This window comes from Bacillus sp. 1735sda2 (genome assembly GCF_024159245.1).
Classification (GTDB): Bacteria; Bacillota; Bacilli; order Bacillales; family Bacillaceae; genus Bacillus; species Bacillus pumilus_O.
In genome coordinates this window covers 3301087-3325215 of sequence record NZ_JAMYWZ010000001.1, presented here as the reverse complement: position 1 = coordinate 3325215, position 24129 = coordinate 3301087, and the positions used below count along the sequence as shown (strand labels likewise).

General features: G+C 43.6%; 22 protein-coding genes. 20 read left to right on the top strand and 2 right to left on the bottom strand.

Features of this window, described 5'->3' with window-relative positions; translation table 11 throughout:
- Positions 1–108 precede the first annotated feature (108 nt).
- The 18 genes from NKR21_RS17450 to NKR21_RS17365 all read left to right on the top strand — a co-directional run bounded on the left by NKR21_RS17450 (position 109) and on the right by NKR21_RS17365 (position 20095).
- Positions 109–1983: a polysaccharide biosynthesis protein gene (locus NKR21_RS17450; protein WP_144455493.1), complete on the top strand. Its 1875-nt coding sequence runs from the start codon at positions 109–111 to the stop codon at positions 1981–1983.
- Positions 1949–3088, top strand: coding sequence for a glycosyltransferase family 4 protein (locus tag NKR21_RS17445; protein ID WP_012011326.1), 1140 nt, complete (start codon positions 1949–1951; stop codon positions 3086–3088). The genes NKR21_RS17450 and NKR21_RS17445 overlap by 35 nt, the downstream gene beginning before the upstream one ends.
- A gap of 2 nt (positions 3089–3090) precedes the next feature.
- On the top strand, positions 3091–3930 hold the full coding sequence (gene epsE / locus NKR21_RS17440; RefSeq protein ID WP_041815936.1) for a glycosyltransferase EpsE: 840 nt from the start codon (positions 3091–3093) through the stop codon (positions 3928–3930).
- Positions 3923–5053, top strand: a complete 1131-nt coding sequence (locus tag NKR21_RS17435) for a glycosyltransferase family 1 protein (RefSeq protein ID WP_012011324.1) — start codon at positions 3923–3925, stop codon at positions 5051–5053. The genes epsE and NKR21_RS17435 overlap by 8 nt, the downstream gene beginning before the upstream one ends.
- A 14-nt stretch (positions 5054–5067) precedes the next feature.
- On the top strand, positions 5068–6171 hold the full coding sequence (locus tag NKR21_RS17430) for an EpsG family protein (RefSeq protein WP_012011323.1): 1104 nt from the start codon (positions 5068–5070) through the stop codon (positions 6169–6171).
- A 27-nt stretch (positions 6172–6198) separates the two neighbouring features.
- Positions 6199–7221 carry a glycosyltransferase family 2 protein gene (locus NKR21_RS17425; protein ID WP_088001173.1) on the top strand — a complete coding sequence of 341 codons (1023 nt, stop codon included), beginning with the start codon at positions 6199–6201 and terminating at the stop codon, positions 7219–7221.
- A gap of 5 nt (positions 7222–7226) precedes the next feature.
- Complete coding sequence (locus NKR21_RS17420) at positions 7227–8255, top strand: polysaccharide pyruvyl transferase family protein (protein ID WP_049754928.1); 1029 nt, start codon at positions 7227–7229, stop codon at positions 8253–8255.
- A 28-nt stretch (positions 8256–8283) separates the two neighbouring features.
- Positions 8284–9798: an MATE family efflux transporter gene (locus NKR21_RS17415; protein WP_144455495.1), complete on the top strand. Its 1515-nt coding sequence runs from the start codon at positions 8284–8286 to the stop codon at positions 9796–9798.
- A 20-nt stretch (positions 9799–9818) separates the two neighbouring features.
- Positions 9819–10412, top strand: coding sequence for a sugar transferase (locus NKR21_RS17410; RefSeq protein WP_012011319.1), 594 nt, complete (start codon positions 9819–9821; stop codon positions 10410–10412).
- Positions 10375–11064, top strand: a complete 690-nt coding sequence (locus tag NKR21_RS17405; protein WP_012011318.1) for an acetyltransferase — start codon at positions 10375–10377, stop codon at positions 11062–11064. Before NKR21_RS17410 ends, NKR21_RS17405 begins: the two co-directional genes overlap by 38 nt.
- Positions 11064–12242, top strand: a complete 1179-nt coding sequence (locus NKR21_RS17400; protein ID WP_144455515.1) for a DegT/DnrJ/EryC1/StrS family aminotransferase — start codon at positions 11064–11066, stop codon at positions 12240–12242. The genes NKR21_RS17405 and NKR21_RS17400 overlap by 1 nt, the downstream gene beginning before the upstream one ends.
- 149 nt (positions 12243–12391) lie before the next feature.
- A complete protein-coding gene (nikA, locus tag NKR21_RS17395) occupies positions 12392–14014 on the top strand; it encodes a nickel ABC transporter substrate-binding protein (RefSeq protein WP_144455497.1) in 1623 nt (540 codons plus the stop codon).
- A gap of 28 nt (positions 14015–14042) precedes the next feature.
- Positions 14043–14987, top strand: coding sequence for a nickel ABC transporter permease subunit NikB (nikB, locus tag NKR21_RS17390; protein ID WP_144455500.1), 945 nt, complete (start codon positions 14043–14045; stop codon positions 14985–14987).
- A complete protein-coding gene (gene nikC / locus NKR21_RS17385; protein WP_144455501.1) occupies positions 14984–15817 on the top strand; it encodes a nickel ABC transporter permease subunit NikC in 834 nt (277 codons plus the stop codon). The genes nikB and nikC overlap by 4 nt, the downstream gene beginning before the upstream one ends.
- Before the next feature lie 4 nt (positions 15818–15821).
- Entirely contained in the window at positions 15822–16637 is an 816-nt protein-coding gene (locus NKR21_RS17380; RefSeq protein ID WP_186299616.1) for an ABC transporter ATP-binding protein, read from the top strand.
- 13 nt (positions 16638–16650) lie between these two features.
- On the top strand, positions 16651–17466 hold the full coding sequence (locus NKR21_RS17375) for an ABC transporter ATP-binding protein (protein ID WP_144455503.1): 816 nt from the start codon (positions 16651–16653) through the stop codon (positions 17464–17466).
- Between the two features lie 62 nt (positions 17467–17528).
- On the top strand, positions 17529–18857 hold the full coding sequence (locus NKR21_RS17370) for an MATE family efflux transporter (RefSeq protein ID WP_144455505.1): 1329 nt from the start codon (positions 17529–17531) through the stop codon (positions 18855–18857).
- An 87-nt stretch (positions 18858–18944) separates the two neighbouring features.
- A protein-coding gene (locus NKR21_RS17365) for an IS3 family transposase (protein ID WP_119124387.1) occupies positions 18945–20095 on the top strand; the annotation gives its coding sequence in 2 pieces (ribosomal slippage) (positions 18945–19218 and positions 19218–20095; 1152 coding nt in all).
- Positions 20096–20163: 68 nt separating this feature from the next.
- Here NKR21_RS17365 and yvfG read toward each other — a convergent pair.
- A complete protein-coding gene (gene yvfG / locus NKR21_RS17360) occupies positions 20164–20379 on the bottom strand; it encodes a protein YvfG (RefSeq protein WP_058013655.1) in 216 nt (71 codons plus the stop codon).
- Between the two features lie 70 nt (positions 20380–20449).
- Here yvfG and rpoN point away from each other — a divergent pair, with 70 nt between their 5' ends.
- Positions 20450–21748: an RNA polymerase factor sigma-54 gene (rpoN, locus tag NKR21_RS17355; protein ID WP_144457055.1), complete on the top strand. Its 1299-nt coding sequence runs from the start codon at positions 20450–20452 to the stop codon at positions 21746–21748.
- Positions 21749–21919: 171 nt separating this feature from the next.
- Entirely contained in the window at positions 21920–22657 is a 738-nt protein-coding gene (locus NKR21_RS17350) for a FadR/GntR family transcriptional regulator (protein WP_119125390.1), read from the top strand.
- 27 nt (positions 22658–22684) lie between these two features.
- Here the strand turns inward: NKR21_RS17350 and NKR21_RS17345 are convergent, their stop codons facing one another.
- Entirely contained in the window at positions 22685–24127 is a 1443-nt protein-coding gene (locus NKR21_RS17345) for a sigma-54 interaction domain-containing protein (RefSeq protein ID WP_119125389.1), read from the bottom strand.
- Positions 24128–24129 lie beyond the last annotated feature (2 nt).

Below are 24129 nucleotides of genomic sequence, written 5' to 3'. Positions count from 1 at the left end.
GTGGGCATGACAATGCCTTAGATGCTCGTCATCAATAGTGGGATGTGAGGACGGGTTTGATGCCCATTTTACGTAAGAATAGTGATGTTTTAAAAAGGGGGAGGAGCGTTGACTTACGCCCAAAGATTATCAATCATCGTGGCACTAGATTCATATCTCATCTTAGTGGCTGTCTTTTTTGGTTTTCAATTTGTCCAAGAAGCGGCGTTAACTGTTTATACATTTGAAATGCTCGTCATTTCTTCGCTCAGTCTACTCATTGGGCACCATTTGTTTTCGTATATTTTTCACGTGTACAAGCAAGTATGGGCTTATACAGGAGTAAGAGAGTTATTTTCTTTAATGAAGACCTTTGTATGTTCTTTTTTATTTTCAATGGCAATGCTGTACCTTTTCGTGCAGACATGGCCCTTTCGTTTTTTATTCATCGTGTGGCTTTTCCACGTATTATTCAACGGTGCATCTCGAATGGCGTCCAGGCTACTCCATGATGGGGCAAAGCGGCTACAGGTAGAAAAAGAGCGGGCTTTAATCATTGGCGCCGGATCGGCTGGGACCATTATCGTTCGTCAGCTTCAGCAATCGAGTGATGTACATATTGAACCCGTCGCCTTCATAGATGATGACAAGACGAAGCATAAGCTTGAAATCATGGGACTGCCTGTTCTAGGAGGAAAAGAACAGATTCAAACAGCTGTTGTGATGATGGATATACAAAAGATCATCATCGCCATTCCGTCCAAAAGCAGTCATACGTTAAAAGGGCTGTATAAGGAGTGCGTAGCGACGGGGGTCAAAACGCAGATCATGCCGGAGATGGAGCAGATTTTAAAAGGAACCCATGCGCTGAATCAATTACGAGATGTACAGCCAGAGGATTTATTAGGGAGAGAACCGATTCAATTAGATTCAAGCCGTCTATCTGTCCATTTAAAGGGGAAAACGATCATGGTTACAGGGGCAGGCGGATCAATTGGATCAGAAATCTGTCGTCAAATTTGTGTGTTTGCTCCTCAAGCGATTGTGCTTGTGGGACATGGAGAATTTAGCATTCATTCTATTTTACTAGAGCTGAAAGAAATTTATGGGGACACCATCAGTCTCTATCCGCAAATTGCGGATATCCAAGATAAACAAAAAATGAGTGAAATCGTTGGTCAGTTTCAGCCGGATATGATTTATCATGCCGCGGCACATAAGCATGTCCCGCTCATGGAGATCAGTCCAAAAGAAGCCGTGAAAAACAATATTATCGGGACAAAAAATGTCGCAGAAGCTGCACATGAGCATGGCATTGAAACATTTGTCCTCATTTCCTCTGACAAAGCGGTCAATCCTGCCAATGTCATGGGCGCCACAAAACGATTTGCTGAAATGCTAATCATGCAAATGGGGGCAAGCAGTGACACAAAATTTGTCGCGGTTCGGTTTGGAAATGTACTCGGAAGCAGGGGAAGCGTCATTCCAATTTTTAAGAAACAGATTGAACAAGGGGGGCCGGTCACGGTCACACACCCAGCCATGACAAGATATTTTATGACCATTCCAGAAGCATCAAGACTTGTCATTCAGGCGGGAGCCCTAGCAGAAGGAAGACAGATTTTTGTATTAGATATGGGGGAGCCAGTGAAAATTGTCGACCTCGCAGAAAACCTCATTCACCTCTCAGGCTACACTACAGACCAGATTCCGATTACGTTCACAGGCATTCGCCCTGGGGAGAAAATGTATGAGGAACTACTCAACCAACATGAAAAAGCACAGGAACAAATTTTCCCGAAAATTCATATCGGCCATGCGCTGGATGGGGACCCATATGTGCTGAACCGCTTTATCCATGAATTTGACATGATGAGTGAAGAGCAAATGAGAGAAGCATTGTTTGCTGCCATCGAATCACATGATTTGTTGTCTGAACAGATGACAAGAGAGGGGGAAGCGCTTGCCGATGAAGAAAAAAGTCTTGTTTTGCGCAACGGTTGACTATCATTTTCAGGCATTTCACCTTCCGTATTTTCGGTGGTTTCAGGAACAAGGATGGGAAGTGCATACAGCGGCAAATGGTCAGCTGGAGCTTCCCTATGTGGATCAAGCGCACTCGATTCCGATTCAGCGCTCTCCTTTTCATGTGCACAACCGGCTTGCGTATGTTGAGCTGAAGAAGCTGTTAGCGAAAGAGCACTACGACTTCATCCATTGTCACACACCAATGGGCAGTGTGATTGGTAGACTTGCAGCCAAAAGCGCGCGCAGAAAAGGGACGAAGGTACTTTACACAGCACATGGCTTTCACTTTTGGCAAGGAGCGCCGCTTCAAAACTGGTTGCTCTATTATCCAATTGAGCGATGGCTCGCCCGCCATACAGACGCTCTGATCACCATTAATGGAGAAGATTTTAAAAGAGCTGATCGTCTATCAAAAGAGCGGGCATCTGTTTATTATGTTCCTGGTATGGGTGTGGATATGAAACGATTTGCACCAGTTAATGAAAAAGAAAAGCAGCGTCTTCGTGCAGTCCATGGCTTTTCTTCAGCAGATTTTATTGTGCTGTGCGCTGGCGAATTAAATGCGAATAAAAACCAAGGGATGCTCATCAAAGCATGTGCCAAGCTATATAGGAAAATACCAAATGTGAAGATCGTGTTTGCCGGGGAAGGGGCCATGCGGCCGACGTATGAAAAGCTAGTTCATGAGCTCCATCTTGAAAAGCAGGTCCAATTTGCTGGTTTTTGCAAACAAATTGAAGAATGGATGCATTTGAGTGATGTATGTGTATCGACTAGTTTGAGAGAAGGGCTTGGCATGAATCTGCTTGAAGCCATGTCTGCAGAAAAGCCGGTCATTGCTACAGAGAATAGAGGACACTGTGAACTGATCAGACATGGCGTGAATGGCTTTTTAGTCAAAACACATGATGTGAATGACTTGGCTGAATATTTGCACCAGCTTTATCACAAAAGGGATCAGCTGCCCCTCATGGGAAAAGCAGGGCGCTCATTAGCACATGCATTTGCACAGGAGCAGACGGTGAGTGCGATGGAAGAAATTTATACCACTTATATGGATCAAGCAGAGAAGGTGATGTGAGCATGCGTAAGCCAAAGGTGTCTATCATCATGGGCGTCTACAATTGCCAAGACACAGTAGAAGAAAGTATTGAATCCATTCTTCAGCAAACATATGACAACTGGGAGTTCATCATATGTGATGACGCATCAACAGACGGCACCTATGAAAAAGTGCTGTCTTATACAAAACGAGACCCTGAAAGAATTCGCCTTATCCGCAATGAGCATAATCAAAGGCTCGCTGCCAGTCTGAATCGCTGTCTAGCTGAAGCGAGGGGAGACTTGATTGCAAGGCAGGATGGCGACGATATATCAGTACCTGATCGTTTAGAAAAACAGGTGCATTTTCTTGAAACACATCCTGAATATGATGTGGTCGGGACGGCGATGACCGTGTTTGATGAATCGGGTACAAAAGGTGTACGTGCACTGATTTCAGCGCCTGATCGAAAAGTGCTGGCAAGAGGAACGCCTTTTTGTCATGGAACCATTATGATGAGGGCTGCTGCGTACAAGGATTTAAATGGATATCGCTCTGTGAAAACAACGAGGCGGATGGAAGATATCGATCTGTGGATTCGTTTTTTTGCTGCGGGGAGAAAAGGCTTTAATTTACAAGAGCCGTTATACCTTGTAAGGGAGGATGAAGCGGCTTTTCAGCGTCGTAAGTTTCAATATTCGATAGATAATGCTTGGCTCGTTTTAAAAGCATGCTGGTTATTAAAATTGTCGCCGATTCATTATTTGTTTGCGCTAAAGCCTGTGGTCCGCGCCTGTTTATCACCAAAGATCATGAAATTTTATCACCAGCGGAAGCTAGAGGCGTCTTTGTTGAAAAGGAGGCCGATTCGCGATGAGTGAGCCAAAGCGTGTCCTTCATATTGTGGGCGGGATGAACCGCGGCGGAGCTGAAACGATGATCATGAACATCTATCGTGCACTCGATCGAAATGTCCTTCAATTTGACTTTATTACCCACCGGAAGGATGTCTGTGATTATGATGAGGAAATTCAGAAACTCGGTGGACGTATTTTTTATGTCCCGAGTATTGGAGCTTCCTCCCCTTTTGCATTTGTCAGAACTTTGACAAAGACAATCAAGCGAACAGGACCGTATCAAGCAGTGCATGCACATACAGATTTTCAAACAGGCTTCTCTGCCCTTGCTGCGAAATTGGCGGGTGTGAAGGTACGTATTTGTCATTCGCATAATACTGCTTGGAAACAGTCGCCAAATGGGATAGACCATATGATGCTCAAAGGATTTCGCCGGCTGATTTTTGCATTTTCTACAAAGCTTGTTGCATGTGGTGAGGATGCCGGTGCCTTTTTATTTGGTCAGAAAAAAATGAAGAATGGACAGGTTGAGGTGCTGCCGAATGGGATTGATTTATCCCTTTTCTTTCAGCCTGATCCAGAAGAAAAGGTGAAGATCAAGAAGCAGCTAGGTCTTCACGAAAAGAGCATGGTGATAGGTCATATTGGCCGCTTTCATGAACAAAAAAATCACGTTTTTTTTATGGAACTGGCACAGACCTTAAAGAGGCAGGGGGTCTCATTTCAGCTTGTCCTTGTAGGAGATGGACCGCTGAAGCAGGTGGTTGAATCGTATGCGGACAAGGCCGGCTTGTTAGACGACATTGTCTTTACAGGCGTCGTATCGGACATTCCAGAATATATGAAAGCATTTGATGTTTTTGTCATGCCTTCCTTGTTTGAAGGACTTCCGCTCGTTTTAGTGGAAGCACAGGCATCTGGATTGCCTTGTGTGATTTCAGATCATATTACAGAGGAAGTAGATTTGGGCTGCGGTCTTGTGAAAAGAATGTCGCTTCGGGATTCCGCGCATGAATGGATGAAGGCGGTGCTTGAAGCGTATCATGCAGAGCCGCCTCTTCAAGAGACCATTACGTCCCAGCTTGAACAAAGAGGATTTGATGTCAAACAGAACATCACACGTGTGATGAATGGATATGGACTGTAAGGAAGGAATGGCAGATGGCGGTATATTTGGTGAACATGATCATGGTCTATTTATGGTCGAGCTTTGCTGCATTTTACGGCAGGCGAGATGATACCATTCAAAGCGGATGGCGACCTAACAAGATTCTCGTGTTATTTCCGTTTTTGTTTCTTTGTATTGTCGCTGGTATTCGGTACAAAGTAGGAACCGATTTTGTCACGTATGGACAGATGTATGAGTTCTCCGTCAATTATGAAAAGCCTTGGCATATCTTCGGATTTGGTGTGGATAAGGCGGCCACTGACCCAGGATTTACGTTTATTTTATGGATGCTCAATCAACTGTCCCATGATCCGCAAATTATGTATATCTCAGTTGGGGCGATCACCTATTTTTTTATCATCAAGACGCTCATTCAATATGGCCGTCCCTTTGAGCTAAGTATGCTGCTTTTTCTCGGCACCTTTCATTATTACGCTTCGTTTAATGGCATGCGTCAATATATGGTGGCGGCGATTCTTTTTTATGCCATCCGTCTTGTGATCAATGGTCAGTGGAAATTGTATTTTCCGCTTGTCCTCGTATGTTCCTTGTTTCATTCATCGGCTCTTATCATGATTCCTGTGTATTTTATCGTGAGAACTAAATCGTGGTCGTGGATGATGCTTGTCTTATGCATGATTTTCTTAGGGTTAACCGCTCTTTATGACCGCTTTGTTTCCGTGTTTGTCGTGATGCTACAGGGCAGTTCATATGGGCATTACGAGGAATGGCTCACAACGAATACAAATGGAATGAATGTGACAAAAATCGGTGTATTGATTTTGCCGCTTTTGCTTGCCTTCTTTTATCGAAAACGGCTTCGTGAGCTGACGCCAGAGAGTGATTACGTTGTGAATTTTTGTTTGCTCGGTTTCTTGTTTGGCATCCTTGCCACAAAGGATGTCATTTATGCAAGATTTCATATCTATTTTGGTTTGTATCAGCTTATTTTACTGCCATATTTCACACGTATTTTTGATCAGCGGTCTAATGTCTTTATCTATGTAGGGATTGCTGTTTGCTATATTCTGTACAGCATCATGCTGATGCCGTTCGATTCATCTGTGTTGCCGTATAGGACGATATTTACAAAGTAGATTTTAAGAAAGGTGGAGCATGTTGTCATGCCAGCTATCAGTCTATTGGTCGCAGTCTACAATACGAGTCAATATTTGGAGCAATGCCTTCAATCAATTGTAGATCAAAGTTTTTCAGATATTGAGGTCATTCTCGTGAATGATGGATCTACAGATCGTAGCGGAGAATATCTTGAAGCATTTGCTGCGCAAGATCAGCGGTTTCGGGTCATTCATCAAACCAATCAAGGGTTAGGCGCTGTGAGAAACCGGGGCATCGAAGAAGCAAAGGGCACGTATATTGCCTTTATTGATTCAGACGATGTTCTCGCACCACATTACTGCGAAGCCTTATATGAAAAAGCTAAAATGACCGGCGCAGATCTAGTAATCAGTGAATACTGGATTCAATTTGAACAGTCAAAGCGAACCATACCAACGACGCTGTTAGCCGAGCGATCAGCCGAAAAAACAAGTTTAATTGAAGCGTTATTGCACGGAGACATCACGGGGTTCTCATGGAATAAGCTGTATCGGCGTGCCTTTATCGAAGAACACGACATCCGATTTCCGCTGAGGGGGGAACTTGAGAACATAGAAGATCAATATGTGACGCTGCGCTGTTTTTCTTTATCACGCGGCATTGCCTTTGTTCATGAACCTCTTTATTACTACCGGGTCCATCTGTCTTCTATTGTGCAACGATATCAGAAGCAGTATTTTCATCATGGACTCACTTTTTATCATGCGCAGCGCTTGTTTTTGACAGAATATGATGACATCTCTTTGTATGAGAAGGCACTTGATTTTTTTATTGTCAATCATACCCTTCATTGTATGCTCAACGAATGGAAGAGCCAAAATGCACTCTCTCTTCGGGAAAAACTTGATCACATGCGGGAAATGGTGACACACGAGGCTTTTCAGGATGCTGTCAAACAAGTGGAACCATCGAAGCTGACCGCTCGAAAGCGAATGATTTTATTCCTTGCGAAGTGCCGGCTGGTCTATCCACTATCTGCCGCCGCTTCTAGCTATCAAAAATGGATCGAATATCAAACAAGGAAATAGGGGTGATGAGATTGACATTGCAGCAATTGAAGGCGCACGCCGCAGAGTGGCTGCTCTTAAAGGTTAAATATCCACTTGAATACCGACTAAGCCGCCAAAGCCTGCCAGAGCGAAGTCATCAGAAGAAAATCATTCTCACGCTGCTGCCAGGGCATGATAATTTAGGCGATCATGCCATTGCCTATGCGAGTTATTGTTTTTTAAAAGAGCACTTTCCCGCCTACGATATCATGGAAGTGGACATGAAAGAGATCTATCGCCTCGCCCGTCCGTTAAAGCGTATGCGGCATCCAGAGGACATCGTTTGTATCATCGGTGGGGGCAATATGGGAGACTTATACCGTTATGAAGAATGGACGAGACAATTTATCATGAAAACCTTCAAGTCCTACCCCGTGATTCAATTGCCGGCAACTGTCCATTTTACAGAAACAAAGAGAGGGAAAAGAGAGGAACGCCGCGCCATTCAAACATACAAACACCATCCAAGGCTGCTTCTCATGGCAAGAGATCAAACAACCTACACTTGGATGAAACAGCACTTCCCTGATCAAGATGTATGGAAACAGCCTGATATGGTGCTGACATTAGATGAATCGACTAAGGAACCAAAACGTGAAGGGGTTCTACTTTGTTTGCGAGAGGATAAGGAAGCGTATCTCACTGAAAAGGAGCGGCAGCAGCTAAAGCAGCATATTCAAGAGACGTATGATCCAGTCGGTTTGATTACAACGACAATTGGCAAACGAGTTGATCGAACGACTCGCCTAGATGAATTATCTGCGTTATGGACAGAGTTACGTAAGGCGCAGGTCGTCGTCACAGATCGGCTTCACGGTATGATTTTTTGTGCGATTACAAAAACACCGTGTGTTGTCCTCAGGTCGTTTGATCATAAGGTGATGGAAGGGTATGAATGGGTGGCACATCTTCCTTTTTTGACGCTATTGAAAGAACCGAATGAGGCGACTGTGAAAGAGGCGATTCATCAACTGATGAAAACGAGCGGACAAAAGGGAGAGGAAGCTGGATGAGGGCTTTTACACGCTGCGTGAAATCAAAATGAATCGAGCATTTCTTTACAACGCCAGTGCAAACATCATGACGTTTGTCTTGATGATGCTAATGTCTGTTTGTTTAACGCCGTACATCGTTCATACACTTGGAGTCGAAGCATTCGGCTTAATCCATCTGACGCAAAATATGATCAACTATTTATCGGTTATCACGGCTTCATTAAGTGCTGTTGTGGTGCGCTTTTTTTCTGTGGCGGCTCATAAAGGGGAAATCGAGAAGGCGCAGCGCTATCTCTCATCTTATTTCGTCAGTTCTATTTTTTTATCGATCAGTCTGTTTCTGTTTTGTCTGTTCATGTCACGCCAGCTGGTAGAGTGGCTTCATGTGCCTGGTGATCTCGCAAAGGATACACAGACCGCCTTTATATTAGGGGGTCTTTTATTTATGCTCAATTTTGTCATGTCGGGCATTGGGGCTGCGCCGTTTTATGCGAATAAGTTATATGTATCAAGTATTGGTCAGACCATTCAAATGTTTTTGAGGGCACTGATGATTGTGATGCTGTTTACATGGACGGCACCCGCCATCTGGCATATTCCACTTGCGGCTGTGATAGGAAGTTTGGCGGCTATGGGAATAGGTATCTATTATTTTAAAAAACTTATCCCTTGGTTTTCGTTTAAGTGGCGGCACGTTTCACTATCTTCTAGTCTCACACTTGTTCGATCAGGGGTCTGGCATTCTTTTGAGCAAATGGGGATTTTATTATTTCTACAGATTGATTTATTGATGACGAATCTGCTCATTGGAGCGGAAGCGACGGGACAGTATGCGGCGATATTACAATTTCCATTACTATTACGCACACTCGCAGGAACATTGGCGGTTGTGTTTGCCCCAACGATTACCAAATTTTACTCGAATCAAGATGAAGAAGGTCTCATCCAATATGCAGCGAGTGCCATTAAGTGGAGCGGTTTATTTGTCGCGTTTCCAGCCGCTCTGCTCGGAGGACTTGCCGGTCCACTCATGCTTTTATGGCTTGGACCTGCCTTTGAAGAGCTGAAATGGCTTCTCATGATTCATGCTGCTTATTTATGCTTGACCTTGATGTTTTTACCGCTGACATATGTGCCCACCGCTTTTAATCGATTGAAGGTTCCGGCGGTGGTCACGCTCATATTAGGTGTATCCAATGTGCTTTTTGCCTATGGATTGACTCATATGCTTCAGCTTGGTTTATATGGCATTGCATCAGCGGGAGCGATTGTTTTATTGATCAAAAATATCGTGTTTCTGCCATTTTATACGGCCCGCATCACGAAACAGAAACGGACCATCTTTTATAAACATACAATCGTTCCACTTGCAGGAGCGCTCATGATTTGGGGCGTCTGTGCAGGAATTCAAGCAATTTATGACGTGACCTCATGGTGGGAGCTGTTTTGTATTGGCGGTTTTTGTTTCTTTCTTTATTTGGGCTACTTGTATCAATTTGCAGGAACAAAACGAGAGCGGCAGCAGCTGGTGAGTAAGGTGAAACAAGCTGTTTCCCGCTAGTGAGATAAGGAGATTTCATGATGAAAAGAATGTTAGATGTGATGGTGGCATTGACGCTGCTCATCGCAGGCAGTCTTCTTTTTCTTCTGCTGTATGGACTGATTCGGTGGAAAATTGGGACGCCTGTGTTGTTTCGGCAGAAGCGGCCTGGTCTATATGGCCGGCCATTTATGCTGTATAAATTTCGGACGATGACCGATGAACGCGACGAGCATGGGGTGCTCCTGCCAGATCATCTTCGATTAACAAAAACCGGCGCCTTGATTCGCAAGCTCAGTCTTGATGAATTGCCGCAGCTAGTCAATGTCCTAAAAGGAGAGCTTAGTCTCGTTGGACCAAGGCCGCTTTTGATGGAGTATTTGCCAATGTATACAGAGGAGCAAGCAAGGCGCCATCTTGTCAAGCCTGGCATTACTGGATGGGCACAGGTGAATGGAAGGAACACGATCTCCTGGGAGGAGAAATTCACCTATGACCTCTGGTATGTCGAGCATCAATCATTTTGGCTTGATATGAAAATTTTATGGATGACCTTGCTGAAAGTGATCAAAACAGAGGGGGTGCAGCAGCCGCATCATGCCACAGCTGAAAAATTCAAAGGAACCGATATGTAAAGAGCAACCGATTGGTTTAATTGGTGCTGGTGGGCATAGCAAAGTCATTCAAGAAATGATTGCTGCCCATCCCGATTACTCATTATGCGCTGTATTAGATGATCAATTTGAAGAAACTACGACTAAAAGCAGTATCTTGTATGGACCGATCTCTATGAGTCAAGAGCTGAGAGAGACAATACCGCATATGAAATGGCTGATTGCGATTGGACAAAATGAGAGCAGACAGTTAGTAAAGGAACGCCTCGCTTTTGGAAACACGGCATTTGCCACACTCATCCATCCACGGGCGGTCGTAAGTCCATCAGCGATCATTGGAAGGGGAGCTGTCGTGATGGCAACGGCAGTCGTTCAAGCAGATGCAGCAATCGGTGAACATGCGATTATCAACACAGGATCAATCGTAGAGCATGACTGTATACTCGAATCGTTTGTGCATCTGTCACCGGGAGCAGTGTTAACTGGCTGTGTGTCTGTACGAAAGGGTACACATATAGGGGCAGGTGCTGTTGTGATTCCCGGGACATCGATCGGAAGCTGGACAATCATTGGCGCAGGAGCCACAGTCACAAAAGATATACACGATCAGAAAGTCGCTGTAGGCATACCTGCAAGAGAAATCAAAGATCGGAGAGAGGGTGGTGGGAAATGATGAAAGAAAGGAAACGAATTTACTTATCACCTCCGCATATGAGCGGAAAAGAGTATTTGAAAATAGAGGAAGCCTTCAAGAGCAACTGGATTGCACCGCTGGGACCTCTTGTGAATGAATTTGAGCAGGCAGTTGCGCACTATGCAGGAGTGAAGGCAGGAGCGGCTTTATCTTCTGGAACAGCAGCCATTCACCTCGCATTAAAGCTTATTGGTGTTCAAAAAGGAGACATGGTCTTTTGTTCCACCCTCACATTTGTGGCAACTGCAAATCCAATTTTATATGAACAAGCGACACCCGTTTTTATTGATTCTGAAAAGGATACATGGAATATGTGCCCGCTTGCTTTAGAGAAAGCCTTTGAGGAATCAAAACGACTCGGAAAAAGACCACGTGCAGTCATAGTCGTGCATTTATATGGACAAAGCGCAAAAATGGACGAGATCATGGCGTTGTGTGAAGCATACGATGTACCAGTCATTGAGGATGCGGCTGAATCGTTAGGCGCTCTATATAAAGGAGAAAAAAGCGGCTCAATGGGCAGGTTCGGTGTCTATTCGTTTAATGGAAATAAAATCATTACAACATCAGGCGGCGGAATGCTTGTGAGTGATGATGAAGCTGCGATCGAACGCTGCCGCTTTCTCGCTTCGCAGGCTAGAGAGCGCGCGATGCATTATGAGCATCAAGAGATAGGATATAACTATCGTATGAGCAACCTACTAGCAGGCGTCGGGATCGCTCAAATGGAAATATTGGACGAGCGTGTTGAACAAAAGCGCCACATTTTCAAGCGGTACCATGATGCATTATCTAAAGTAGAAGGTCTTTATTTCATGCCAGAATATCAAAACACCAAGTCTAACCGTTGGCTAACGACATTGACTATTGATTGTGAAAAGCAAACATCTCCAGTGGACATCATTGCTGCACTAGAAAAAGAACAGATCGAAGCAAGGCGTGTATGGAAGCCGCTGCACCAGCAGCCGCTCTTTCGTGATTGCCTCTTTTATTCGGCTGCGAAAGGCACTTCCGTATCTGAGTTGTTATTTGAAACAGGGCTTTGTCTCCCCTCTGGAACAAGTATGACAGAAGCTGAACAGGATCGTATCATTGACATACTTCGTCATGCCCTGCGAGAAAAAACAATCCCCTCTTCACAGGCTGCTCACTCGTAAGCAGCCTGCCTCTCTTTTTATCAAATTCACCATTTAGTGGGATAAATAGGAATAAGTATTGTCAATTCGATTTAAATATGATATTGACAACGAGGACCTTCCTCCTTAAAATGAAAATGATTATCAGCATCAATTAGGAGGAACATCTTATGTCGATTTGGAGCCATTTTTTTCCGAAAATTAAAATAAATACAGTCATCCCTTTCCTGCTTATCTTTTTATTAGTAGGCTGCTCTCAAGCAAACAATGGAGCAGGTGGAGATAAGGATCATCCTGACATGATCACGATGGCCTGGCCGAGAGATATTGGCGAAATGAATCCGCACGTATACAACCCATCACAATTGTTCGCGCAATCAATGATTTACGAGCCATTGGTTAGCTATCAAAAGAATGGAAAGCTAAAACCTGAATTAGCGAAATCATGGGATGTGTCAAAGGATGGCAAGGTGTACACGTTCCATCTAAGAGACAAAGTGACATTTTCAGATGGATCTGAGTTTAATGCAAACATTGTGAAAAAGAACTTTGATTCCATCTTGAAAAACAAGGATATACATAGCTGGTTAGGTGTGATAAAAAAAATCAAAAAAACAGAAGCAGTAGACAAGAAAACGTTTAAACTCACATTAACAGAGCCATATTATCCAACTGTTCAAGAATTAGCCGTTGTCCGCCCGGTTCGTTTTCTAGGCGAAGCAGGCTTCCCTAAAAACGGAGATACATCAAAAGGAATTGAAAAACCAGTAGGGACAGGCCCTTGGGTATTAAAAACATATCAAAAAGATGACTATGCCATTTTTGAACGGAATGATCATTATTGGGGAGAAAAACCAAAGGTCAAAGAAATCAAAGTCAAGGTCATCCCAGATGCGGAAACGAGAGTTATGGCATTTGAAAAAGGTGATGTAGATGTCCTTTATGGAGAAGGAACCATTAGCTTAGATGCCTACAAACAGTTAGAGACAAGCGGCAAGTATGAAACAAAAATGTCAGAGCCTGTAGCAACGAGACAGCTTGTCATGAACACAAAAGTGGATCAGCTGTCAGATGAGAAAGTGCGACACGCCCTTCAATATGCGATCAATAAGAAATCAATGGTAGAAGGTGTCACCTCTGGCTTAGAGGATGAAGCAGATCACATATTGCCGACCAACATGCCTTACACATCCGATATTAAGGTGAAGTCGTTCCAATATGATGTAGACAAAGCGAAAGCATTGCTGGATGAAGCAGGCTGGACACTTCCAAAAGGAAAAACCGTTCGTGAAAAAGATGGAAAAACGCTTGAATTTAGTATGATGTATGATTCAGCAGAATCAATTCAAAAAGCGATGGCGGAGACGCTTCAAGCAGAATGGGGTGCCATCGGTGTTGGCGTCAAACTTGAAGGTGTGGAGCTGGCAACACAGGTGCAGCGCTTTAAAGCCAACAAGTTTGATATGAACTTCTTTAGCAACTACGGAGCGCCATATGATCCGCATACATTTATGAACGTCGTCTCATCAGATGGTTTTGGATTCAAAGAAGCCATCTCAGCCTATCCAAATAAGGACAAGCTGATCAAAGAAATGAGCGAAATTCCATCAACAACCAATGAAAACAAACGAAAAGCACTTTATTCGTCTGTCTTATCTTCATTACAGGATCAAGGGGCGATTGTGCCAATCTCTTATTTTAAAAAGACAGCCGTTTATCAAAAAAATGTGAAGGACTTTGAGTTCCCAGCAAATCGCGATGAACATCCATTCACAGGTATTAAGCTGTATTAAGCTGAAGTAATAGAAGGAAGGTTAGGAAATGGGCCGCTATATCGTCAAACGCATGCTATCAATCATCCCTGTATTTTTATTAGCCACTCTTTTCACGACTGGTATGATTCACCTTTCTCCAGTTGACCCGGCGGAGGCATATTTAGCAGCGGCTCATATCCAGCCAACGGATGAAATATTAGCGCAAAAACGAAGTGAATTTGGATTAGACCAACCGTTTTATATGCAATATCTTCACACCATTGAAAAAGTCATTCACCTTGATTTTGGTAAGTCATATATGTCTAACCAGCCTGTGCTTCATGAGGTGATCTATAGAATACCCGCGACGATTCAGTTGGCGCTGACTAGTCTACTGATCGCTATCTGTGTCAGCATTCCACTCGGATTTTTCAGTGGCATGAGGAAAAATGGAGTTGTTGATCATGTGAGCCGGCTCGTTTCTTTCTTAGGAGCATCTATCCCGACGTTTGTCTTGGGGTATTTGCTCATCTTCTTTTTTTCAGTGAAGCTCGATCTTCTACCGGTTGAAGGGGTCGGAACATGGGCGCATCTCATCCTTCCGTCGGTCACACTGGCCGTCCCTTTAATTGCGATGTATACAAGGCTATTACGATCAAGTGTTAGTGAGGCGCTACAAGAGCCGTTTGTTCAATATGCGAGAATCAGAGGATTAAAGGAACGGTCAATCATGTTCAAGCATGTATTGAGAATTGCGATATCGCCCATGCTGACAGGGCTTGGGGTGAATCTTGGCAAGCTGCTCACAGGAACCATTATCGTCGAGGCAGTTTTTTCATGGCCAGGGTTTGGACGCTTCTTTATTGAAGCGATCTTTAACCGGGATCTGCCGGTCATTCAATTCTATGTCCTCATGGCAGCATGTATCTTTATCTTGAGCAGCTTGATTGTGGACTTACTTCAGCTGATCATTGACCCCCGTATTTCCAGAAAGGAAGGCCGCCAGTCATGATGACAAAAGGAAAATATCTCTTCTCTCATCAAAAGATGATCTCGATCTGCGTGGTGCTCCTTGGTCTATTGCTGATTGTCACAATATGTGCACCGTGGATTGCCCCGCATGATCCGGCGGCTGTCAATCTAGCGATGAAGCTAAAGGGGTCATCGTGGGAGTATCCTCTTGGGACAGATCAATTAGGCCGATGCAATTTATCACGAATTTTATATGGTGCCCGTGTTTCACTAGGCTGTGTGTTATTAATCTTTCTCTCTTCTTTATTCATTGGGTTAATCGTTGGTTTGTTGTCAGGTTACAAAGGCGGCTGGATCGATCACGTCTTAATGAGAATCTGCGACGGGATCATGGCATTCCCGAACCTAGTGCTGATCCTCGGACTAGTCGGCATCTTCGGTCCTGGACTTTCTCAAGTTGTGCTGGCTTTGATGCTTGTACAATGGGTATACTATGCTCGCGTCTTCAGAGGAATGGTACTCAGTTTAAAGGAACAGAACTTTATTGCCGCAGCGAAAATTAGCGGGACATCCCACTGGAATATCATGAGAAAGCATATGATTCCAAATGTCTTGCCGCCACTCGCTGTCATTGGCACACTTGAAATGGGCTGGGCGATTATGGACATTTCAGCAATGTCCTTTCTCGGATTAGGCGTTCAGCCTCCTATGCCAGAATGGGGAGCGATGATCCATGAAGGAAAATCGTATATTCAAACGAATCCGCAGTTGATGCTGTATCCAGGCCTTGTCATCATGGCTGTCGTCGTTCTTTTTAATTTACTAGGAGAAGCCCTTTCAGAGAAATATGGTATCAAACGCCGAGTGTAAAGGAATGATCAATGTGCAAGAGTCCATTTTACAAATAGAGAACCTGCATGTGCAGACGAAAACGCCTCATGGGACAACCTCTCTTATTCAGGACGTATCGTTTGAAGTAGGGAGAGGTCAAATCGTTGGATTAATAGGTGAGAGCGGCTGCGGCAAAACAGTCACAAGTATGTCGATCTTACATATGCTTGACCGGAAAACAACGGATGTTACTGGCAGCATCACATTAGAAGGACGAGAATTGATCGGTATGAGTGAAAGGGATATGCGTTCTATTCGGGGTAAGGACATCTCGTATATTATGCAAAATCCAATGAACAGCTTTACCCCAGTATGGACGATCGGTCATCAGCTGATTGAAACCATCCGCCGGCATACCACTGTTAGTAAAAGGCAGGCAAAAGCGAAGGCGATGAATGCGTTAGCGCAGATGAATCTGCCGCAGCCAGACAAGCTATTAAACAAGTATCCTTTTGAACTAAGCGGCGGCATGCTGCAACGTGTCATGATTGCCATGGCTGCCTGTATGCACCCGCCTCTCCTCATAGCAGATGAACCAACAACTGCTTTAGATGTACACACGCAGAAACTCGTGCTGGAGCATCTGAACGACATTCGTCATGAGTATGGAACCGCCATTTTGCTCATTACTCACGACCTTGGCGTCATTGCAGAAATGGCAGATCAGGTTGTTGTCATGAGGCAGGGAGAAATGGTAGAGAAAGCAGAAGTGCTGGAGCTTTTTGAAAACCCAAAGCATGATTATACAAAGAAACTATTAGCAGCTCGTCCATCCATCCCAGCTGTTTGCCCGATTTGAGGTGAGAAGACCCTTGCATTTATTAGAAGTGAAAGCAGTTAGTCATTCATACAACAACCGGTCGTTTCTGATGAGAAAAAAAGGCGCAGACCAAGTTTTAAACGGCGTCGATTTCATCATTGAAGAAGGCACGTGCGTCGGATTGCTGGGGCAAAGCGGCGCAGGAAAAAGCACGCTAGGCCGTATCATACTTGGTCTAGAGAAGCCAAAAGCCGGTCAGGTTCTCTTTGAAGGGCAGGATATATATTGTGCAGATCAACGAACACGCAAACATTATCGCCGGCATGTGCAAGCGGTGTTTCAAGATTCGTACTCGGCGGTCAATCCAAGGTGGACAGTCGAACAAATTTTATCCGAGCCGCTTGAAAACTATGAAACCATGAGCCGAAAAGAACGTAAAAGCGTGCTCATCCATTGGCTGGAAAGAGTCGGGCTCAGTGAAAAGGATTTGTCTAAATATCCGCATCAATTCAGCGGTGGTCAGCTGCAAAGGATCAACATTGCTAGAGCCTTATTGCTGCAGCCAAAGCTCGTCGTACTGGATGAATCCGTCAGCAGTCTAGACATGGTCACACAGGGTGTCATTTTAGATTTATTAGTAGAATTAAAGAAGGAACTAGGTGTCGCTTACTTATTTATTACACATGATATGACGGCAGCCTATCACTTAAGTGATCAATTGGCGATATTGGATCAAGGTGAACTTGTTGCTCAATTTCAATCAAAGGATGATTTCTTTTCATCAGAAGAGAAAGCGGTGCAAAAAATGAGAGATGCAATGCTCGCAGACCATCCTTTGTCCCGAACAATTGGTAGACCGATTCGATAATTCTTTATTTCAGCAATGCCTCTTTTAGAAGAGGCTATTTTTCATGAAAGGCAGGTGGCATCGTGAACCATCGAGTGTATTTAGCTTTAGCCATTCCTTTAACCATCTCAACGATGACCACTCCATTACTTGGAGCCGTTGATACAGCTGTTGTCGGTCAACTTGCCAATCCCGCCTATATTGGAGGCGTCGCGGTTGGCAGTCTTATTTTCAGTACACTCTATTGGCTCTTTGGTTTTTTGCGGGTGAGTACATCTGCGTTTGCCGCTCAGGCAAACGGGGCGCAGAGTGAAGAGCAGGGCGTACTTGCTTTTCTAAGACCCTTTTTAATCGCCATCATTGTCGGCCTTTGTTTTATTGCTCTGCAATGGCCTATTATTCAATCTGCTTTTCTCGTGATCTCTCCCGCTGCGGATGTTCGGCAATTTGCAGCAGATTACTTTCATATTCGGATTTGGGGTGCGCCATTTACCTTAATGAATTATGTGATATTAGGCTGGCTGATGGGAATGGCAAAAATGAAAGAAGCCCTCTCTTTACAAATCTTGATCAATGTCATGAATATGGTCCTTGCCCTTCTGCTTGTTCATGTGTTTTCGTTTGCAGTCAAAGGGGTGGCGGCTGCGACATTGATATCTGAATTAACCGCCTTTGTGCTAGGCGCATGGATCATCATGAAGCATTCAAAAAACGGGTTCCAAATGCCGTCTCTTAAAAAAATCATGGATACACAGGCAGTGCAGAAAATGTTTCATGTGAATAAAGATTTGTTTATTCGAACGATTTGTCTGCTCGTCGTGATTAACATGTTTACAGCAAAAGGAGCTTCTTTTGGAACAGAGATGCTGGCGGCCAATGCCATCTTATTTCTAATTCACTACATCATGGCTTATTTGTTCGATGGTTTTGCCAATGCATCCAGCATCCTTGTGGGCAGATCAGTTGGAGCAAATGACCGCACCCTTTATGAGAGAACTTTAACCCTTTCAAGGCAGTGGGCACTTGTTATGGCATGCCTCATTGCGTCGGTTTATTTTCTCTTAAAAGAGCCGATCTTGGGCTTGTTTACAAATCTTCCGCGTCTTCTAGATGTGACATTAGGCTATGCAGACTGGCTCGTTCTCTATCCGTTTGCCGCTTGTTTCGGTTTGGTCATATACGGCGTATTTACAGGTGCAACAGAAATTGCCCCTGTCAGAAATTCGATGCTGTTTGCGATGGTCTTGTTTATCGTTGTTCAAGCAGCAGTTACGCCTATTTGGCACAATCATGGTTTATGGTTTTCCTTTATCATCTATACAGTTGGACGGTCTGGCTTTTTGATGATGTACAAATCAAGGCTTGATCAGAAACTTTTCGCAAAAGAAAAACACCCTTTGCCATGGAACTGACCCCATAAGATGAGACAAATAAAAAACACCTTCAAGTTTGAAAAAGGATCGTTGTGATCCGAAATAAAACATGGAGGTGTTTTTTCTATGGGGACAAGAGTGAGTTATCCGGTTGAAGTCAAACAGAAGGCTGTGGAAATGAGGTTGGCAGGCGTACCTATGAAAGAGATCATGCAGAAATTGAATATCAAGAATAAGACGCAGGTTCAGACATGGGTGAGATGGCATAAAGCTGGGGATACACACAGGTTCGAACAACCTGTTGGAAAACAATATACCTATGGAAAGGGTCCCGAGTACTCTTCTGAATTAGAGAGACTACAGGCAGAAAATCGCTATTTGAGTCAACAGAATGAAGTTTTAAAAAAGTACAACGAATTGGAAAGGAAGTTGATAAGGAAACGTCAATCAAACTCGTAGAAGAATTGTGCAAAACGATGACGGTACAGGACATCTGTGTCCATTTAGGTATCTTACGTACTTCGTATTATAGATGGAAAAAGGATTTGACTCAGACTCATTCTAAAAGACAACTAGAGAAACAGGTCGGCACGTTGTGCCGAAAGCACAAATATCGATATGGTTATCGGAAAATCACAGCCATACTAAAAATGAGAATGCGTATTAACCATAAAACTGTTCAACGTATCATGCAGAAAAACCAGTGGCAATGCCGGGTTAAAATGAAAAAGCGTAAGAAGAATGGGCAGCCTTATGCCGTAGCCGGTAATATACTGGATCGGAATTTTCAGTCTGATCGCCCTCTTGAAAAATTAGTAACGGACATCACGTATTTGCCTTATGGACAGAAACAATTGTACCTTTCCAGTATATTGGATTTATATAATGGAGAAGTGATTGCTTTTACGATTGGTGATAAGCAGGACACAGACTTTATCTTAAACACACTTAATCAGCTCCCAGCACTGCCTGAGAATTGCGTGTTACATAGCGATCAAGGTTCTGTGTATACATCTTACGAGTATCAAAAAGCTGTTCATATAAAAGGCATTACCATGAGCATGTCCCGTAAAGGGACGCCCGCTGATAATGCCTCCATCGAATCGTTTCATTCCTCACTAAAGTCTGAAACGTTCTATCTTAACAGGATTGATCGTACTACGACCACCATCGTAGAACGCACTGTCAAAGAATACATTTATTATTATAACAACATTCGTATTCAAACGAAACTAAACAACCAATCACCGATAAACTATCGGCAATTGGCTGTATAAAGGTGTTTTGATTCCTGTCTCAAAAACGGGGGTCAGTCCCCCATTATGACGAAGGGTGTTTTTTTCGTTTATTCACTTTCTTTTTTCACCTTTTGATACGCCTCATCAAGATGCTGAATACGCTTCAAAACCACAGCGTTTTTGGTCAGCTGATCTTGTACAAGTGTTGACACCACTGAGCGGTAATAAGCATTCATCGCATGAATTTTGTCTTCATTTTGATTCATGGTGATGTGCTGTTTCAAGTTGTCAACAAAGTATGGAACGGAAAAAAGTTCAGACATGGAAATCACTCCTATTTCGTATATACGGTCCGTCAATCTTCATGTAAAATGATGAGAGGGAGGGGAGACAATGAGCCTTAATCTGCAACAAGAACAAGTATTAAAGCAGGTGCTCACACAAGAACTCAGGCAGGCCATTACATTGCTCCAGCTGAACAGCACTGAGCTTGGCGAGTATCTTGACCAGTTAGCGCTTGAGAACCCTCTGATTGAGCGGAAAGACACGGACAGCTATCAACCAGTTTATCATAAAAAATCTCAAGACCGAATGACAGAGCCGTATCGAACGCATCAAAAAGAAAGCTTGCAAATGTATTTAAAGAAACAAGCCATTGATTTAAATCTAAATGAAAAGAATCAAAGGATCTTTCATTTTATGATCGAGTCCATTGATTCCAACGGCTATTTAAATGAACCGGTTGATGAGATGGCAGCTGTCTTAAAGGTGTCAGCTGAAGAAGTAGAAGCCGTCCTTCATCAGCTTCAATCACTAGAGCCTGCTGGTATTGGGGCGAGATCATTACAAGAATGCATCCTGCTTCAGCTAAGAAGAAAAAAGGAACGCTGGTACGAAGCCGAGCTGATCATCGATGAGCACTTTTTTCTCTTTGCAAGAAAGGCTTGGAAGGAAATTGCGGCGAAAACAGGCATTTCCATGAAAACACTACAAGCAGTACAAGATGAGGTGTCCCAGCTTGAACCAAGACCAGGCATCCATTTCTCATACGAAGAAGATCATATGTATATAGAGCCAGATGTGACAATTACTGTCGTGCAGGATCACATTACATTTGAGCTGAATCAGCGCGCTTTCCCAGATGTTGAAATGAATGAAAGATACTTCGCTATGATTCAAGACCAAAAGCGTCATGAAGCATATGTGTATCTAAAGGAAAAAGAGCAGCAGTACAATTGGCTTGTCCAAGCGCTGAAGCAAAGAAAACAAACGATGACCCATGTCGTTCGTGAGATTATCTTACACCAGACGGATTTTTTCCTTACAGGGAAACATAAAATGAAACCGCTTACGATGAAGCGGATCGCAGATATCTTGCAAGTGCATGAGTCCACAGTCAGCCGAACAGTGAAAGGGAAAATGGTGCAAACCACGTATGGTCTCATGGAAATGAAACAATTTTTCCAAGCAAAGCTAGAAGGACCCTCGCTGGAAGAGGCATCTAGCTATACAGTCAAGACGTACATCGCAGAGCTGATCCAAACGGAAAATAAGAAAAAACCGTATTCAGATCAGCAAATGATGACGCAACTGCAGCAAACCTTTGGCATCCGAGTGTCGCGCAGAACCATTGCGAAATACCGTGAACAAATGAATCTTCCATCATCTACACTGCGGAAGCGCTATGATTAAAATGAAGTACTTGCCAGAAACATGGCAGGTGCTTTTTTTAGTTGGAAGCGAGGTACGCAGAAGATTTTTTGAAAATTAAATCGGGGAGACGTGTGAACGGAAATTTTGGGGTAAAGTATAAGATAGGGCATGAGCCGATAAGGGTAGACAACAGTGATGAGGTGAGACCAATTGAAATATAAACAAATCAAAACCAAAAAAATATACGAAGAAATTGCGGATGCATTAATCGAATCCATTCGTACTGGTGAGCTTCTTCCGGGAGAAAAATTAGATTCGGTTCAAGCGCTTTCAGAAAGCTTTCAAGTCAGCCGTTCCGCTGTGAGAGAGGCGCTGTCTGCTCTCAAGGCAATCGGATTAATAGAAATGAAACAAGGGGAAGGCACATATGTGAAGCAGTTCGATCCTGAACAGCTCGCATTTTCTTTATCTCCTGCATTTTTAATGAAGCAGCATGATGTCAGACAGCTCCTTGAAGTGAGAACGATTATTGAAACAGGTGCTGTCAAAAAGGCGGCGCTGCTTCGGACGGACGATGACCTTCATCAGCTGCGTGATGCACTCGAACAAATGAAGCAAGCAGAAGCCCGTGAAGAAATTGGTGAAGAGGCAGATCTCACCTTCCATCTTGCATTAGCCAAAGCCTCGAAGAATGACATATTAAAGGTGTTAATGAATCAAGTCTCAACCTTGTTAGTCGAAACGATGCGGGAAACGAGAAAAGTTGTGTTATTCTCAACGAAAGCCTCGATTCGGAAGCTTTACGAAGAACATGAACAAATTTACAAAGCCGTCATGGCCAGGCAGCCAGAAGAAGCAGAGAAAGCGATGCTTACGCATTTGAAAAATGTAGAAACCTTGCTCGGTGATGTGCTACAAAAACCAGCAGAACAGTCAGATACACAATAAGCTGTGCCGAATGATGGCACAGCTCTCTTATTGACGAGAAATATGTAGCTTTTTCATTCGATATTGCAGACTTTGCCTGCTCATGCCCAATAACTTAGCAGTCTGTGAAATATTATCGTCCATTTTTTCTAAGTAATGGACGATGTATTGTTTTTCGAATCGTTCCATTTGGGTTTGAAAATCAGTCGTTTGTTCAGGGCTTGTATAGACAAAGGTGTCAGCAGCTACGGTTTGCTGCAAAGAATTAGTTTGCAATTGCGCAGGAGGACGGCCTTCCATTTGCTTAAATCGAAAATGATAGGGAAGGTGATGCATACTTAATTCGTCTTCATCCATCATCATATTCATCCCCGCCTCAATCACATGCTCCAGTTCTCTTACATTGCCTGGCCAATCATACGCCTTAAAAAGGGCAAGTACCTCTTCATCAGCTGCCTTCACCTTCATTTGAAACAGCTCATTATATTTTTGAATAAAATGATTCACAAACGTAGGAATGTCCTCTTTTCGTTCAGAAAGCGGCGGAATAAATAAGGTGACAATACCGAGACGATAAAATAAATCTTTACGCATGCGTCCACCTGCGATGGCATCCACAGGGTCCTCGTTCATATTGGCAATCACTCTTACATCAACAGCGATTTCCTTTGTGCTGCCAAGCCTTCTCACGCGTTTCTCCTGTAAGACGCGCAGTAGTTTTGCTTGAAGATGAGGATTTAATGAGTTGATCTCATCTAAAAGCAAGGTTCCTCCTTGCGCCTGCTCAAATAAGCCAGGCTGATCAGCTGCTCCCGTAAAAGCTCCTTTTTGTGTACCAAAAAGCAGGCTTTCAATCAGATTATCAGGCAGTGCCGCACAATTTTGGGTAATAAATGGTCCAGATGACCGGCTGCTGCCGTTATGAATGCTTTGAGCAAACAGTTCTTTCCCAGTCCCTGTTTCGCCAACAATGAGCACATAAGAAGAGGTGCGTGTCGCTCGTTTCGCATGCTCAATCACCTCTAAAAATGCAGGGCTTTGTCCAATAATGGATTCGAAGGTAAAGCGAGTGCTTCCTTTTTTCTTCATATTGTGATGAATCAGCCGTTCCAGCTTGGTGACATCATTCGAAATTTCAACAGCCCCTTGAATGAGACCGTCTCGAACGAGCGGATATGTATGGTTAATCGTTGTAATTTCTTTTCCATTGTAATTATGATACGTCTGCTTGGCATGTACGGTTTGTTTTCCGGTACGCAGCGCTTGGACAAGTGTACTGTGCATTTCATCTTGAAAGGCGAAGAAATCGAGTACATTTTTATGGAGAACATCAGAGCGTTTTAAAGACTCAATCTCCATCATTTTTTTATTATAAACAACCGTATGTCCATTCTCATCAATTGCATGAACCCCGACATCAATTAAATCGAGCATTTGTTTATATAAATCAATCTCATTTTCAAGCTTTGCGGTATGCAGATCTTTTTTCACTT

Bases quoted from the DNA above. Each gene is read 5' to 3' on its own strand.
- yvfG (WP_058013655.1), bottom strand. From the start codon at position 20,379: ATGTCTGAACTTTTTTCCGTTCCATACTTTGTTGACAACTTGAAACAG.
- NKR21_RS17410 (WP_012011319.1), top strand. From the start codon at position 9,819: ATGAAAAGAATGTTAGATGTGATGGTGGCATTGACGCTGCTCATCGCA.
- nikC (WP_144455501.1), top strand. From the start codon at position 14,984: ATGATGACAAAAGGAAAATATCTCTTCTCTCATCAAAAGATGATCTCG.
- NKR21_RS17445 (WP_012011326.1), top strand. From the start codon at position 1,949: ATGAAGAAAAAAGTCTTGTTTTGCGCAACGGTTGACTATCATTTTCAG.
- nikA (WP_144455497.1), top strand. From the start codon at position 12,392: ATGTCGATTTGGAGCCATTTTTTTCCGAAAATTAAAATAAATACAGTC.
- NKR21_RS17435 (WP_012011324.1), top strand. From the start codon at position 3,923: ATGAGTGAGCCAAAGCGTGTCCTTCATATTGTGGGCGGGATGAACCGC.
- NKR21_RS17380 (WP_186299616.1), top strand. From the start codon at position 15,822: ATGATCAATGTGCAAGAGTCCATTTTACAAATAGAGAACCTGCATGTG.
- NKR21_RS17400 (WP_144455515.1), top strand. From the start codon at position 11,064: ATGAAAGAAAGGAAACGAATTTACTTATCACCTCCGCATATGAGCGGA.
- NKR21_RS17420 (WP_049754928.1), top strand. From the start codon at position 7,227: ATGAGATTGACATTGCAGCAATTGAAGGCGCACGCCGCAGAGTGGCTG.
- NKR21_RS17425 (WP_088001173.1), top strand. From the start codon at position 6,199: ATGCCAGCTATCAGTCTATTGGTCGCAGTCTACAATACGAGTCAATAT.
- epsE (WP_041815936.1), top strand. From the start codon at position 3,091: ATGCGTAAGCCAAAGGTGTCTATCATCATGGGCGTCTACAATTGCCAA.
- nikB (WP_144455500.1), top strand. From the start codon at position 14,043: ATGGGCCGCTATATCGTCAAACGCATGCTATCAATCATCCCTGTATTT.
- rpoN (WP_144457055.1), top strand. From the start codon at position 20,450: ATGAGCCTTAATCTGCAACAAGAACAAGTATTAAAGCAGGTGCTCACA.
- NKR21_RS17430 (WP_012011323.1), top strand. From the start codon at position 5,068: ATGGCGGTATATTTGGTGAACATGATCATGGTCTATTTATGGTCGAGC.
- NKR21_RS17405 (WP_012011318.1), top strand. From the start codon at position 10,375: ATGCCACAGCTGAAAAATTCAAAGGAACCGATATGTAAAGAGCAACCG.
- NKR21_RS17415 (WP_144455495.1), top strand. From the start codon at position 8,284: ATGAATCGAGCATTTCTTTACAACGCCAGTGCAAACATCATGACGTTT.